Raw genomic sequence first — 13,211 nt, forward strand, 5'->3', positions numbered from 1 at the left:
CTTGAGCCTGGCTACACAGGTTTTCGGAGAGACGTCATGGCAATACATGAAAAGGCACTAATCGAGGACGAGCGCCTCCAGCAACACGACGAGCTGGTGGTCGACGGCGTGGACGTGTCCGGACACTGGAACACGATGATCGCCCCGCGCACTGTTCGCGATTACGACGACGATTTCGAGACGAAGATCCAGAGCTTTGCGGGTGGCGAGAACGTCCATCGTTGCTGGCAGTGCGGGTCCTGCACCAACTCGTGCACCATGTATGCGCAGAACGTGCAGTTCAATCCGCGTTATTGGATCTACCTCACCCGCCTGGGCATGAAGGAAGAGCTGGTCAAGGACAAGGACATCATCTGGCAGTGCGTCTCGTGCAACAAGTGCACGAACATCTGCCCGAAGGACGTGAAGCCGGAAGGCGTGATGAAGGCTCTGGCGCACTGGATGGAAGAGGAAGGGATCACCGAAAAGGCTCCGTCCACGATCTTCGACGAAGAGTTTGCCGATCAGATCTACAAGACTGGCCGCATCGAAGACTCCAAGGTGATGCAGAATTTCTTCAAGAAGACCGGCCAGCCTCTGGTGCAGGAATGGATGAAGATCTTCATCTTCCGGATGATGAAGCACCTGCCGGTGAAGCATCTGATGGCGATGGGCATCAACACCGTACATACGCCGCGCACCAAGTCCTGGGGCAAGACCGGGGACGTGCTGAAGAATTACGTGCGCGAACAGAAGGAGGCCGCTCATGGCTAAGGTTGCTTACTATCCGGGTTGCGCGCTCGAGGGCTCTGGTGGTCCGTACGACCGCTCGACCCGCGTGCTGGTCAAGGCGCTGGGACTCGAGATGGAAAACCTGCGGGACTACAACTGCTGCGGCGCGATGGAGGTGAAGAACATTCACCCGATGCTGCAGACCTATCTGTCCGCGCGGAACATGGCGATTGCCTCCGAACAGATGGGCATGGACACCGTGATGGCGCCGTGCAACGGCTGCTACCACAACCTGAAGAAGGCCGAGTACGAGACCGCGACCTCCCAGGATGCGATGGACACCGTCCAGGATCTGGCGCGCAAGTCCGACGACCCGGTCTACACCGGGGACGTCCGCACCCTGCATCTGCTCGAGTGGCTGATGGAAGAGCTGGGGCCCGAGGGCATCAAGCAGAAGATGACCAAGAGCCTGAATGGCATCAAGATCGCCAACTACTACGGCTGCATGTACACCCGCCCGCGCCAGATTTTCCCCGAGAAGGACAATGGCCCGGGTTCGGATTCCAGTTACCAGCCGCATTTCATGGATGACCTGCTGGGTGCCGCCGGCGCCGTGAACGTGGACTTTCCGCTTAAGACCTCCTGCTGCGGCGGTGCGCATACGCTGTCGGATTCTGACACCTCGACCCAGCTGGTGCTGAACCTGCTGCAGTCGGCGGAGGATTCCGGTGCCGAGGTGATCGCTACCGAATGCCCGACCTGCCACTCCGGTCTGGAGATGCACCAGGTGCGTGCCGAGACCGAGTTCGGCATCAAGACCGACGTGAAGGTGGTGTACTTCACGCAGCTGCTGGGCCTGGCGATGGGGCTGTCCCCGCGCAAGCTGGGTATCCACGAGAACGTGAGTGACTCCATCGGGCTGCTGAAGGAGAAGGGGGTCATCTGATCCCCTGATTCGAGGCCCGAATGGCCCAGTAGTACTTTCAGAAGACGGGCGCCTGGCGCCCGTTTTTTGTGTCGATGCCAGGAACGAGGCGAAACATGGACTGCAACGGTTGCGAGTTTCATCCCGAACTGTTCTACGACGACGAATTTCAGATCTGGCTGCGCCGCGAGGATGACGACACCCTGACCGTGGGGATGACCGACCTTTCGCAGACCATCGCGGGAAAGATCATTCACGTACGAGTGCGTCGCCCCGGTACCCGGCGTCCGCCCGGGAAGCCGGTCGCCACGATCGAAAGCGGGAAATGGGCCGGTCCGATCCCGAACTTCATCGACTGCAAGATCGTCGAGGGCAACGAGGAGGTGCTGGAAAACCCAGTGCTGCTGAACTCGGATCCCTACAATGCGTGGATTGCGCGTGTCGAAGCGACCGACGGTGTGGAGGTGGCGCTGGAGCAGTTTCTGACCGGCGACAAGGCCGAGGAGGGCTACTGCAAGCGCGCCAAAGATGAAGACATCGAGTGTCAGCGGAAACTGCGATAGAGAGAACGATGGCGGAACTGGGCAACGATTACTATCTGGACAACGACGAGCAGACGGTCGTGTTCATCATGACCTCGGGGCCGTCGACGCCGCATCGTTGTGCGACGCCGTTCTACCTTGGGGCGGTGATGGCCTCGATGGATGTGGACGTCTATATCTTCTTCACCATGGAGGGCGTTCGCCTGATGGAGAAGGGGGTCGCCGACGACCTGCGGGCCATGGAAGATGGCAAGTTGATCAAGGATTTTATCCAGGACGCAAAACGCGCAGGTGTGCGCCTGCACGTTTGCCAGCCCGCTTTACCGGGGTATAGAATCGACGCGTCTTCGGATCTCATCGACGAGGTCGATGAAGTGAATCGGGCGAGCGAACTGGCGGACCTGATTCTGCGTAGCGATAAAACGATAACGTTTTAATTTTCCCGCATTATTACTTTCACGCTTGGAGGAAAACATGGGCGCAGTACGGGGTTGTGATATTCCGGAAGATCTGATGTACAACGTTGAAAACAACGTGTGGGTGCGCAAGGAAAGCGACGGTACCGCGACCGTGGGCCTGACCTCCTACGCGTGCTCGCTGGCCGGCACCATCGTGTCCTTCACTCCCAAGAAGGTCGGCAAGACCGTGAAGAAGGACAAGTCCTGCACCACCGTTGAATCTGGCAAGTGGGTGGGTCCGGCGAAGACCCCGGTGACCGGTGAAGTGACCGAAACCAACGACAAGGTTGCGGCCAACCCGGGTCTGATCAACGAAGATCCGTACGGCGAAGGCTGGCTGATCAAGCTGAAGCCTGAAGACTGGGACGGCGAAGTCGGCGACCTGAAGACCGGTTCCGACGCCCTGGCGGCGTTCGAAGCCAAGATGGAAGCAGACGGTTTCGGCGGCTGCTAAGCCCCTACCGAGCCTCGGGCCGCCGTTCCCCAGTGTTCGGCGGCCTTTTTTGATTCTGTGGTATCCGGAGCAAGCTGATGACGACCTGGAACGAGGTGATCCAGCGGGTCGAACCCCTGGAAGACATCCCTGTCGATGCGGCGTTGGTGAATGACCTTCAGCACAGCGTTCAGCGGGGCTCCGATCCCGGATCGGTGCATTTCTACACCCCGACGTTCAAGTCGTATCAGTCCAGCGAACTCGCGGACTGCGGCAAGAGCGCGTGGCCGGCGATGTCGATCACCGGTGGCGACTGCAAGCTCGCCTGTGACCATTGCAAGGCCAAGATCCTGGACCCGATGATCCCGGTGCGCACGCCGGAGGACCTATGGGCTCAGGTGAACAACGTGATCGAGTCCGGTGCCCAGGGCATGCTCCTGACCGGTGGCTCGAACCACCGTAACGAGGTCGAGTACGACCCGTACTATTCCACGATTCGTCGCATCAAGGACGAATTTCCCGAATTCCGCATCGCGCTGCATACGGCGCTGGTCGACGACGACATCGCAACGTCGATGGAGCAGGCCGGTATCGACGCGGCGATGATGGACGTGATCGGCGCGCAGGACACGATCACGCAGGTCTACCATCTGCGGCGCAGCGTGGATGACTTCGAGCAGACGCTCGAGAGCCTGGTGAACACCAACATGAAGGTGGTCCCGCACATTGTGATCGGGCTGCACTACGGCAAGCTGCTGGGTGAGTGGAACGCGCTGGAGATGCTCGCGCGCCACCTGCCCGATGCCGTGGTGCTGGTGGTCGTGATGCCGTTTTACGCCCCGGCGAGCCGCCCATTCGAGACGCCGGATGTGCATGCGGTCGGGCGCTTCTTCCACGACGCCCGCGAGCGCCTGGGTGACACGCCGCTGCTGCTCGGCTGCGCGCGTCCGCCGGGCGAGGCCAAGAGCCAGATTGATAGTTATGCGGTGATGGCCGGCCTGTCCGGTATTGCGCACCCGGCCGAGGGTGTGGTCGAACTGGCCGCGCGTCTGGGCAAGAAGGTCCGCGTGACGCCGGCCTGCTGCTCGATCGCCGTGGGCGATGAGGTGATGGCGGACGGGACCACGGTCGAGAGCGGTGTCGAGATCGACCTGGACACGATCGTCGCCGAAGAGGCGCGGCGTCGCGAGCAGGAACGCAAGGCGCGCCAGGGCCTGGGCGGGATCCGCATCGTGACCGAGGGCAATGTCGCGGCCGGAGGCGGTTGCCATGTCTGAGCGCGATCAGAAGACCCTGCGCGTCCTGGACACTGGCCTGCGCCCGGCGGCGGAGAACATGGCCTTCAACCGGGCCCTGCTCGAGTGCCACCAGGAGGGCGTATCGCCGCACACCCTGCGTTTCCTGCAGTTCGAACCCTGCGCGTTGGTGGGTTTCCACCAAAATGTGGACCAGGAGATCAGCACCGAGTACTGCAAGGAAAACGGTATTGCGATCCAGCGCCGGATTACCGGTGGCGGCGCGATCTACTTTGATTCAACCCAGCTGGGCTGGGAGCTGTACCTCGACAAGCGCTTTCTCGGGACGGCCGACATGGGGCAGATCGCCGCGCGCATCTGCAATGCCGCGGCCGCCGGGATCCGCACGCTGGGCGTCGACGCGCAGTTCCGCCCGCGCAACGACATCGAGGTCGAAGGCCGCAAGATCTCCGGCACGGGTGGCGCATTCGACGGCGACTCGATCATGTATCAGGGCACGCTGCTGATCGAGTTCGATGTCGAGGACATGTTGCGCATTCTGCGGATTCCGGCCGAGAAGCTCTCCAACAAGGCGATCGAGTCGGCGCGCGATCGTGTGGTCAATCTGGCGACCCTGCTGGGCGAACGCCCGAATCTGGACCATGTGAAGGACGCGATTGCCAAGGCCTTTGCGGAAGAGTTCGCGGTTGAGCTGGCCCCCTTGGATCTGCTGCCCGAGGAGCAGAAGTCCTTCGAAGAGGCCCTGGCCGAGATCGACACCGAAGAATGGGTCTACCAGCGCAACCGTCCGGCCACCGATGCCCCGCTGTTCGAGAGCATCTTCAAGTGTGACGGCGGGCTAATGCGCGTCGGTGTGGCCCTGGACCCGGAGCGCAAGCGCCTGAAGCAGCTCTGGCTGACGGGCGACATCTTCGTGAAGCCCGCGCGTACCATCGCCGATCTGGAAGCGGCCCTGCGGGACACGCCGCAGGCCGAGATGGAAGAGCGTGTGCGCGCATTCTTTGCCGAGCGCGACGTCGAGATGCTGCAGTTGACGGTCGATGACGTAATCGCGGCGATTCAGTCGGCTCTGGCCATGGCCGAGACCGAGGAATCGGCGGGATGAAGGTCCTTTGCGCGGTACTTGCCGGGAGGCAGCAGTAATGCTCCCCGAGAAGGTCGATGTCCTGGTTGTCGGGCTGGGGCCGGGTGGCGCCTCGGCGGCGCGCGTGTGCGCGGCGGCCGGACTGTCCGTGCTGGCGGTCGAGCGCAACAAGGCCTTCGGCGAGCCGGTGCAGTGTGCCGAGTTCATCCCGAACCCCATGGGCGCCTATGCCAAGGCGGATGGAGTCCTGCTGCAGCGCATCGACTCGATGCAGAGCTTCCTGCCCTCCGGGGCCGTGGAGCACTCCGATTTCCCTGGCTTGATGGTGGACCGCGGCGAGTTCGACCGCGCGATCATCCAGGCGGCGAAGGCCAACGGCGCGCAGCTGGTGACTTCGACCCCGCTGCAGCGTGTGGATGCCGAGCGGCATGTGGCGACCGTCAAGCACCAGGGGCAGGAACACGCGGTCGAGTACCGTGTTCTGATCGCCGCCGATGGCCCGCATTCCCCGGTGGCCGAGTCCCTGGGGCTGCCCGCGCTGCCGGTCGTGCAGACCCGGCAGTACACGGTGCCGCTCAAAAAGCCGTATACCGCGACCGATGTCTGGCTGTCGGACGACTACCCGGGTGGATACGCCTGGCTGTTCCCCAAGGGCGAATGGGCGAACCTGGGGCTGGGTGCGGACAAGCGCATCGACAACGACATGAAGACGCCGCTGGAATCCCTGCATGCCCAGCTCGTCGAGCAGGGGCTGCTGGGCGAGGAGATCCGTCACCGTACGGGTGGCGCGATCCCGGTCGGCGGCCTGCGGGATTCGCTGTACGACGGCGATGTCCTGTTCGTGGGCGATGCCGGTGGATTTACCCATCCGATTACCGGGGCCGGGATTGCCGCGGCGGTGGTGTCGGGCGAGGCGGCGGGCGAGGCCGCGATTGCGCATCTCGAGGGTGACGCCGAGGCTTTCGACGATTACGATGAAGAGATGCGCGATCAGTACGGTCCGGCCCTGGAGCGCGCCTGCAAGCGCCGCGCGTTCCTGAATGAACACTGGCGTACGCCGCGGGCGCAGGAAGACGCCACGCAGCGCCGCGGATGGATTGCTTTTTCCGAGTATTTCAACGATGGTGACCAGGCCGCGTAGGCCCGGTTGGCGGGTGCCCCGCACCCGGTGAACAACGCTGGAGGAATTCCATGAGTGCAAGTGCAGAGGAGATGGTCGCGCCGATCAACTTTTACCGGCCCGATTATCACATCAAGACCCCGGACATGCGTTCGCCGGAGTACGTGCAGATGTCCACGGCGGCTGCGATCACGCTGGGCCTAGTGCCGGGCACTATGCACCGTACGTCCTGCACCCACTGCCTGAACCTGCTGGTCACCTACCCGGAAGGCTGCCGTGCGAACTGCTCCTATTGCGGTCTGGCGCGCCACCGCGAGGAATCGCGTGACTACGCCGATCGCAACTTCATCCGCGTCGACTGGCCGACCGCCAAGTACGACGAGGTGATCGAGCGCGTGAAGAATCACGCCGACGCCGGGCAGTTCGAGCGCATGTGCATCTCCATGATCACGCACCCGAACTCCGACGCCGACACCGTCGAGCTACTCGAACGCTGGGTCGCCGAGGTCAACCACATCCCGGTGTCGATCCTTTCCAACCCGACCACCATGAGCTACGAAGATCTCCAGCTCCTGCGGGACAAGGGCGCCGATATCTTCACTGTCGCGCTGGACGCGGTCACGCCGGAGATCTTCGAGCGCACCCGTGGCAAGGCGGTTGAGAGCCCTCACAGCTGGGACAAATACTGGCAGTCCATCGAGTGGGCCGCCGAGATCTTCGGGCCGGAGAAGTTCGGCGCCCACCTGATCTGCGGCATGGGCGAGACCGAGGAAGAGATCTTGCAGGTCTGCCAGCGCATCCGCGACCTAGGCGGCCACAACCACATGTTCGCCTTCTTCCCGGAAGAGGGCTCGCTGATGGAAGACTGGAACCCGGTGCCGCGCGACCAGTGGCGGCGCGTGCAGCTGGGCCGCTTCGTGATCGACTACGCCGGTGGCCGCATCGACGACATGAAGTTCAACGCCGATGGTCAGGTGGTGGATTTCGGCCTGCCGCAGTCCGAGGTCGACGAACTGATCGCCTCCGGCAAGCCGTTCCAGACCTCCGGCTGCCCTGGCAAGTCGGATGAGGAAGTCTCGGCCTGCAACCGCCCCTACGGCGATTCCAGCCCGACGGACATCCTGTCCTTCCCGTTTGCCCTCAACTCGACGGACGTCGGGTTCGTCCAGCGGCAGATGGCCGGGGAGGATGTCGGCACCTTCGACTTCGACGCCGACGAGGCCGAGGACGAAAAGTCCGCATAAAACTCGATGCATGCTGAAAGCCCCGGTCTCCGGGGCTTTCGCACGTCAGGGGGGTTGATTAGACGTTTTGAATATTCAGGTTTCGAGCGGGGATATTTCAGGGGCCCCGTCGAAAGAACTCCCGGGGGGATGGGTCGTCCACCCGCGAGCGGTCACTGCACCACATAACTGGACCGGCGGCATACAAGGGGGCCGCTGGTAACCGGGGTGCCGGGCCATACAACAAGAAGACCACCAAAGGAGAACAACATGGAAGCACGCATCATTCGCCGCAGTCTGGTGACGGTCGCGGTTGGCCTTGCAATGGGCAGCGTCGGCGTCGCCAATGCCACCAACGGCTATTTCGCGCACGGCTATGGCACCAAGGCCAAGGGCATGGGTGGGGTCGGCATGGCCATCTCCCAGGACGCCTACGCACCCGGCACCAACCCCGCCGGTATCGCCGGCATGGAAACCCGCTTCGACGCATCGGTCGCCTACTTCCGCCCAGAGCGTTCATATGAAGTGTCTGGGATGCCATCAGGGCAAGGATTCGGACTCGCCCCAGGGAGCGTGGATAGCGACAGCAACAACTTCTTCATTCCGTCAATCGCTTTTGTTCAACAGATCGACCAGGATCGTTCTTGGGGCATTGCGCTCCTGGGGAACGGTGGGATGAATACGGACTACCCGGCATTCCAGAACGATTTCTGTCCAGGTCCTACGGGCGCGGGGGGGCAGACCCCTCCGACGGGTACGACGGGCCCGTTCTGTGACGGCTCGGCCGGGGTCAACCTTGAACAGCTCGCGATCATCCCTACCTACGCGCAAAAATTCGCGGATGGGCGAGTCAGTGTAGGTTTCAGTCCGATTATCAGCTATCAGCGGTTTAGTGCCGAGGGTCTTGGGACGTTCGGTGACTTCGGAATGAGCGAAGACCCGGAGAATCTTAGCAGTGGCCGTACCGATTCAAGCTGGGGTTATGGGGCCCAGATCGGTTTTCAGGCGGAACTGGCGGAGGGTGCGCGCGTGGGTGCGAGTTACCGCTCGAAGATTCGCGCTGGTGATTTCGACAAGTACGCCGGCCTCTTTGCCAATGGGGGCGAGTTTGATGTCCCGTCCACCTATGGGCTTGGCTTCTCACTCGACGTTACGCCCGCTGTCACCCTGTCCGCCGACTATCAGAAGATCCGGTACTCGGAGATCGATGCGATCTCCAATCCGAGTACGAACCAGGCCCAATTTGGTGCAGACGGTGGTCCCGGATTTGGTTGGGATGACGTCAACATCTTCAAGTTTGGTGCCCAGATTGATGGCGGTAATGGCTGGACCTGGCGTGTTGGCTACAACCGTGGTGAGAATCCGATCCAGTCTCGAGATGTCACACTCAACATCCTTGCTCCGGCCGTGATGGAAGATCACTTCACCTTCGGCTTCACCCGCGAATTTGGGCAGCATGAGGTCAACTTCGCGGCGATGTACGCCCCTCGTCAAAGGGTCCGGGGAACGAACTCGTTTGATCCGGCGCAAGACGTAGAGATCGAGATGCGGCAGTACGAGCTCGAGATCGGGTACGCGTACCGCTTCTGATCGATGGCGCCCGGGCGGTCGTGAGCGGCCGCACCGGTGCCCGGCGCGGGCTTCGGGATGAGCTGCCGACCCTGGAGGAGGGGGCGGTACCGCCATGGAGGGCGGACGGTGCCGGACACCGGGACCCATCGGGGGGTGGGGCCCGGGCCCTTTCGTCGGAAGGCATCCTGATCGAGCCTGTGCTCGAACTAGCAAAATCAAAAGGAGAATCCCATGCGAGCAATCCACGCATTGCGCGGAGGCATTCGCGTGCCTGCCGTTCTCGCGTTCTTCGGCGCGTGTCTGCTGACCCTGGGCGCGGTCGCCACGGCGCTGGCGGACGATGTCTATCGGCCGCTGGTGCTGGCCTACACCACTTCCGGCTCCGATGTCAGCGGTGAGGTGGAGGCGGTCCGCGAGCGACTGGAAGAGGCCGATTTCCAGACCCTCGGCGAGTACCCGGTCAGTGACGACCGGCACGTGATTGTGGTGACCCACGACGACCTGCTGGCGGTGGCGGGCTCCCAGGATCGGGCGGCGTACATCGCACCTATACGCGTCGCCGTGACCGCGACCAACGGCGGGGTTCAGGTCAGCTACAACAACCTCGAGTACTTTCGACATGCCTATCGCATTGATGACTCGGTGAACGCTGTGAGTTCGCGGCTGGCGGAGGTGCTGGGCGACGAGCAGCACTTCGGGTCGGAGGACGGCATGACCCCGCGGGAGCTGCAGCGTTACCGCTATACGTTTGGTATGGAGCGCTTCAACGCCCCGTATGACCTGGGTAGCCACGGCTCGCGGAGCGCCGCCCTGGAAGAGCTGGATGCCGGTCTGGGCGATCGGCGTGGGGGCGTGTCGGAGATCTACCGGCTGGATATCCCGGGAACGGACGCTACGCTGATCGGCGTGGCGATTCGGGCCGATGATGGCGCCGATTCCGAGGCCACCGACCTCAACACCCTGGAGACGATCGACGTGCGCGAGCTTCGCCACACCGCCTACGTGCCGTACGAGATCCTGGTAGAAGGGGGCGATATCGAGGCGCTGCACATGCGTTTCCGTGCGGCGCTGCACTGGCCGGACCTGCGCATGCTCGGCGATCACAGCTTCATGCAGCTTCGCCGCGTCCCGGGCGCGCTGGAGGATACCCTTCGCGAGGTGGCCGGCTTTGAGGAGCCCGCAGACGACGGTTTCGACTGGTAGAAGCATAACGCCAGGGATGGCGAACGAACCCAGCTAATAGCCCAGGGTTCCTCTCAAGAACCCCGGTCCGCCGGGGTTTTTTTACGGCCGGGGGCTGGACTTGTTTATGCTCCCGGTTCATTCGCGGCAGGACGCACGCCCCATGAAATCGATGAAGATCGCCAACATCGGCGAGATCCGTAACGAACTCAACAAGTACAAGAAGGGCAAGAAGCTCGATATTCACCAGTTCAACCAGGTCGCGCGCCTGGCCTGGCTGGGCAAGATCGTGATGCAGCCCCTGGATCTCGAGGACCCCGATTGCCAGTCGTTCCTGGTGTATATCCAGGAGCCGGAAGAGCTGGCCGCGCATTTCCTGAACACCGATCAGGAGCTGACCGGCGGGATCCACATCATCGACGGCGAGCAGGCCATGGCCATGGTCGAGATCATGCGCGGGGGTGTCGAGGAACGTGCCAAGCTGTACGAGGACCTCTCGCGCAGCGACTTCTACTTCCGCTACTTCTACAAGCCCGGCAAGGACGACGAGGCCCCGTCCGAGCAGGACAAACCCGAGGACTGATCCTTGGTCGCATCCACGGTCACCCCGGAATGGATTGATGCCGGGGCCCGCTCCGCGGAAGAACTCCACGCTCTCTATACCGGTCTGGCGAGCAGCACGCCGCCGGAGTCGCCGTTGCGCGTGTTGTGGGTGCACTCGCGAGAGGCGCACATCTCCGTGGGCGCCAGCCAGGACCCGGCCATGGATCTGGACCTGGTCGCCTGCAAGGCCAATAGCGTGCCGGTCGTGCGCCGCCCGCTCGGGGGCGGCTCCGTCTGGGTGGATGCCGACCAGGCCTGTTTCTTCCTGATTCAGCCCCGCCAGGTCCTCGCCCGTGGCCATCGCCACCTGTTCGCGCTGGGGCTGGGCATCGCGATGGATGTGCTGCGCGAGCTGGGGCTGGAAGGCGTCGAGGCGCGCGGTCAGGACGTCTGGGTTCAGGGGCGCAAGATCATGGGTACTGGTGCGGCCACGCTGAACGAGGGTTGTGTGTTCGGCGCTAGCTTCCTGCGCCGCTTCCCGGTGGAACGCTTTCTATCGTGTGTAAATGCCCCAAGCGACGGCTACCGCGAATGGCTGCGCCCGGCACTGGAAGAGGGCATGACCGATTGTGCGGAGCAGTGCCCCGAGGCGGCGCCGACGCCGGAACGTCTGGAGGCGGCCCTGAGCGAGGTGCTGGAGCGCCGCTTCAGTACCCCCGCGCGGTGTTACCGTCCGAGTTCCGCGGAATGGGACGAGTGGCTGGCGGCCGGGCGCGAGGAACTCGCCGACCTGGCCGACAGCCAGGGCGGGCCGGCCGTGCGCGACGGTATCCGTGTGAATCGGGAGAACCATGTCTTCGAGACGCGCGGCCACTGTGGCCGCCTGCGCTTGCATATCGCCGGGACACACATTGCACGCATTTGGTGCGAGGACCCGAGCGTGGATCGCGTGCTGCGCGAGACCCTGGTGGGCGAGTCGCCGGAGCGCCTGCGTGTGCGCTCGCGCCTGAACGGCCAGCTCGACGCGGTGATCGTCGACGAGGTCAGCGCACGCATCGACGGTCTCTACCGAGGGATCGCCGCCGCCTGATCCTGCTTTGCACGCCGCTGGATACTTCCCCAAAAAGCTTTACGAGGCGAACCGATGTCCGAACCGACCATTCAGCGCCGGCTGGAGAAACGCCTGATCCTGATGAGCCAGGATCAGGCGATGATCGAGCAGATTCGCACCGCATTGCCGGATGACTGGCATCTGCACCCGGTGACCGATCTGGAAGAATTGGGCGCCTGGAACGAGGTGCTGCTCTACCGCTTCCTGCTGCTGGATCTGGACGAGATCGAGGTGTTCGACCCGCTGGACGTAATCCGCATCCTGCGCATGGAGTATCAGATCAACCTGCCCGTGTTCTGTTTTGGCGGGGACCAGGACATCCGCGACGAGATGCGCCTGGCGCGGGCCGATCGCTTCTTCGATCGCGAGGAGATGGTCGAAAAGCTCCCCGAGTTCATCCGCATGTACGACTGGGGCTGAGCGCCCCATCAAAAAGGCCCCGGGCGTTAGCCACGGGGCCTTTTTGATTCGCGGATCCGCATGATGCGGATCGCGGGGGATCGCACGGCCTTAGCCGATCCAGGCGTGCTCCAGCACGTCGATGCGGATCTTCTCGTGGTAGGTCTCGCCGTTGGCCTCGATCACCAGGTCGCCCACGCGGGTGCCGGCGGTATCAAAGCTGAATTTGCAGTCGAAGGTGCCCGGCAGGGACACGCTGCTCTCGCACAGGGCCTCGCCTTCCACCGAGAACTTGCACTGGGCGGTGCCGGAGCCGTTCAGCAGGGCCTGCACCCGGAATTCCTCGTTGATCGGGCGCCGGTAGACTTCCGGATCGCGATTCGGGTTGTACTGCAGGTTGTTCAGCTTGACGAGTTTGACAAGTTTCATACCGGGTCCTCTATTGACGCGCTGAATCCGAGTTGCGGGCGCCTTCACCTGCCCGATCCCGTACCGGGAAGGGCGTTTGGTTCATGGAAGTGCGCAGGTTCGATAGAATATAAACAGCCAATGATACAACAAAGCCTGCGGGAACACGACGGGATGCCACGGGGCATGCCGCCAGCCCGGCGGAGGGTAACGCCGCTCCCGCGCATACACCAGCCCCGGCCCC

At 62.9% G+C, this 13,211-nt stretch carries 15 protein-coding genes; 14 read left to right on the forward strand and 1 reads right to left on the reverse strand.

Going from position 1 to position 13,211, the window contains the following annotated elements; translation table 11 throughout:
* The first annotated feature begins 36 nt into the window (after positions 1 to 36).
* The 14 genes from C936_RS0107760 to C936_RS0107825 all read left to right on the forward strand — a co-directional run bounded on the left by C936_RS0107760 (position 37) and on the right by C936_RS0107825 (position 12,580).
* Positions 37 to 753 carry a 4Fe-4S dicluster domain-containing protein gene (locus tag C936_RS0107760; RefSeq protein ID WP_018138340.1) on the forward strand — a complete coding sequence of 239 codons (717 nt, stop codon included), beginning with the start codon at positions 37 to 39 and terminating at the stop codon, positions 751 to 753.
* On the forward strand, positions 746 to 1,657 hold the full coding sequence (locus C936_RS0107765) for a CoB--CoM heterodisulfide reductase iron-sulfur subunit B family protein (RefSeq protein ID WP_018138339.1): 912 nt from the start codon (positions 746 to 748) through the stop codon (positions 1,655 to 1,657). The genes C936_RS0107760 and C936_RS0107765 overlap by 8 nt, the downstream gene beginning before the upstream one ends.
* A gap of 95 nt (positions 1,658 to 1,752) precedes the next feature.
* Entirely contained in the window at positions 1,753 to 2,199 is a 447-nt protein-coding gene (locus C936_RS0107770) for a glycine cleavage system protein H (protein WP_018649033.1), read from the forward strand.
* Positions 2,200 to 2,207: 8 nt separating this feature from the next.
* A complete protein-coding gene (locus C936_RS0107775) occupies positions 2,208 to 2,615 on the forward strand; it encodes a DsrE family protein (RefSeq protein ID WP_018138337.1) in 408 nt (135 codons plus the stop codon).
* A gap of 37 nt (positions 2,616 to 2,652) precedes the next feature.
* A complete protein-coding gene (locus C936_RS0107780) occupies positions 2,653 to 3,090 on the forward strand; it encodes a glycine cleavage system protein H (RefSeq protein WP_081601199.1) in 438 nt (145 codons plus the stop codon).
* A 77-nt stretch (positions 3,091 to 3,167) separates the two neighbouring features.
* Entirely contained in the window at positions 3,168 to 4,346 is a 1,179-nt protein-coding gene (locus tag C936_RS0107785; RefSeq protein WP_018138335.1) for a radical SAM protein, read from the forward strand.
* A complete protein-coding gene (locus C936_RS0107790) occupies positions 4,339 to 5,430 on the forward strand; it encodes a biotin/lipoate A/B protein ligase family protein (protein WP_038038659.1) in 1,092 nt (363 codons plus the stop codon). Before C936_RS0107785 ends, C936_RS0107790 begins: the two co-directional genes overlap by 8 nt.
* A gap of 37 nt (positions 5,431 to 5,467) precedes the next feature.
* Entirely contained in the window at positions 5,468 to 6,550 is a 1,083-nt protein-coding gene (locus C936_RS0107795) for an NAD(P)/FAD-dependent oxidoreductase (RefSeq protein WP_018138333.1), read from the forward strand.
* Between the two features lie 50 nt (positions 6,551 to 6,600).
* Entirely contained in the window at positions 6,601 to 7,773 is a 1,173-nt protein-coding gene (locus C936_RS0107800; RefSeq protein WP_018174695.1) for a radical SAM protein, read from the forward strand.
* A 249-nt stretch (positions 7,774 to 8,022) separates the two neighbouring features.
* Complete coding sequence (locus C936_RS0107805) at positions 8,023 to 9,342, forward strand: OmpP1/FadL family transporter (RefSeq protein WP_018174696.1); 1,320 nt, start codon at positions 8,023 to 8,025, stop codon at positions 9,340 to 9,342.
* A gap of 213 nt (positions 9,343 to 9,555) precedes the next feature.
* Positions 9,556 to 10,527 carry a hypothetical protein gene (locus C936_RS0107810; protein WP_018174697.1) on the forward strand — a complete coding sequence of 324 codons (972 nt, stop codon included), beginning with the start codon at positions 9,556 to 9,558 and terminating at the stop codon, positions 10,525 to 10,527.
* Positions 10,528 to 10,669: 142 nt separating this feature from the next.
* On the forward strand, positions 10,670 to 11,089 hold the full coding sequence (locus tag C936_RS0107815; protein ID WP_012982060.1) for a hypothetical protein: 420 nt from the start codon (positions 10,670 to 10,672) through the stop codon (positions 11,087 to 11,089).
* Positions 11,090 to 11,092: 3 nt separating this feature from the next.
* A complete protein-coding gene (locus tag C936_RS0107820; RefSeq protein WP_012982061.1) occupies positions 11,093 to 12,139 on the forward strand; it encodes a lipoate--protein ligase family protein in 1,047 nt (348 codons plus the stop codon).
* Positions 12,140 to 12,193: 54 nt separating this feature from the next.
* The gene (locus C936_RS0107825) at positions 12,194 to 12,580 is read left to right on the forward strand and encodes a hypothetical protein (protein ID WP_018174698.1); all 387 of its coding nucleotides are present in this window, start codon (positions 12,194 to 12,196) and stop codon (positions 12,578 to 12,580) included.
* A 90-nt stretch (positions 12,581 to 12,670) separates the two neighbouring features.
* Here C936_RS0107825 and C936_RS0107830 read toward each other — a convergent pair whose 3' ends face one another.
* Positions 12,671 to 12,988 (reverse strand): hypothetical protein, encoded by a 318-nt coding sequence (locus tag C936_RS0107830; protein WP_012982063.1) that lies wholly within the window; start codon positions 12,986 to 12,988, stop codon positions 12,671 to 12,673.
* Positions 12,989 to 13,211 lie beyond the last annotated feature (223 nt).

Origin of the sequence: Thioalkalivibrio sp. ALJ4 (assembly GCF_000377225.1) — a bacterium.
Taxonomy (GTDB): domain Bacteria; phylum Pseudomonadota; class Gammaproteobacteria; order Ectothiorhodospirales; family Ectothiorhodospiraceae; genus Thioalkalivibrio.

What these genes read in the sequence shown, in the direction of transcription:
- C936_RS0107760 (WP_018138340.1), top strand. Translation starts at nt 37, where the DNA reads ATGGCAATACATGAAAAGGCACTAATCGAGGACGAGCGCCTCCAGCAA.
- C936_RS0107765 (WP_018138339.1), top strand. Translation starts at nt 746, where the DNA reads ATGGCTAAGGTTGCTTACTATCCGGGTTGCGCGCTCGAGGGCTCTGGT.
- C936_RS0107770 (WP_018649033.1), top strand. Translation starts at nt 1,753, where the DNA reads ATGGACTGCAACGGTTGCGAGTTTCATCCCGAACTGTTCTACGACGAC.
- C936_RS0107775 (WP_018138337.1), top strand. Translation starts at nt 2,208, where the DNA reads ATGGCGGAACTGGGCAACGATTACTATCTGGACAACGACGAGCAGACG.
- C936_RS0107780 (WP_081601199.1), top strand. Translation starts at nt 2,653, where the DNA reads ATGGGCGCAGTACGGGGTTGTGATATTCCGGAAGATCTGATGTACAAC.
- C936_RS0107785 (WP_018138335.1), top strand. Translation starts at nt 3,168, where the DNA reads ATGACGACCTGGAACGAGGTGATCCAGCGGGTCGAACCCCTGGAAGAC.
- C936_RS0107790 (WP_038038659.1), top strand. Translation starts at nt 4,339, where the DNA reads ATGTCTGAGCGCGATCAGAAGACCCTGCGCGTCCTGGACACTGGCCTG.
- C936_RS0107795 (WP_018138333.1), top strand. Translation starts at nt 5,468, where the DNA reads ATGCTCCCCGAGAAGGTCGATGTCCTGGTTGTCGGGCTGGGGCCGGGT.
- C936_RS0107800 (WP_018174695.1), top strand. Translation starts at nt 6,601, where the DNA reads ATGAGTGCAAGTGCAGAGGAGATGGTCGCGCCGATCAACTTTTACCGG.
- C936_RS0107805 (WP_018174696.1), top strand. Translation starts at nt 8,023, where the DNA reads ATGGAAGCACGCATCATTCGCCGCAGTCTGGTGACGGTCGCGGTTGGC.
- C936_RS0107810 (WP_018174697.1), top strand. Translation starts at nt 9,556, where the DNA reads ATGCGAGCAATCCACGCATTGCGCGGAGGCATTCGCGTGCCTGCCGTT.
- C936_RS0107815 (WP_012982060.1), top strand. Translation starts at nt 10,670, where the DNA reads ATGAAATCGATGAAGATCGCCAACATCGGCGAGATCCGTAACGAACTC.
- C936_RS0107825 (WP_018174698.1), top strand. Translation starts at nt 12,194, where the DNA reads ATGTCCGAACCGACCATTCAGCGCCGGCTGGAGAAACGCCTGATCCTG.
- C936_RS0107830 (WP_012982063.1), bottom strand. Translation starts at nt 12,988, where the DNA reads ATGAAACTTGTCAAACTCGTCAAGCTGAACAACCTGCAGTACAACCCG.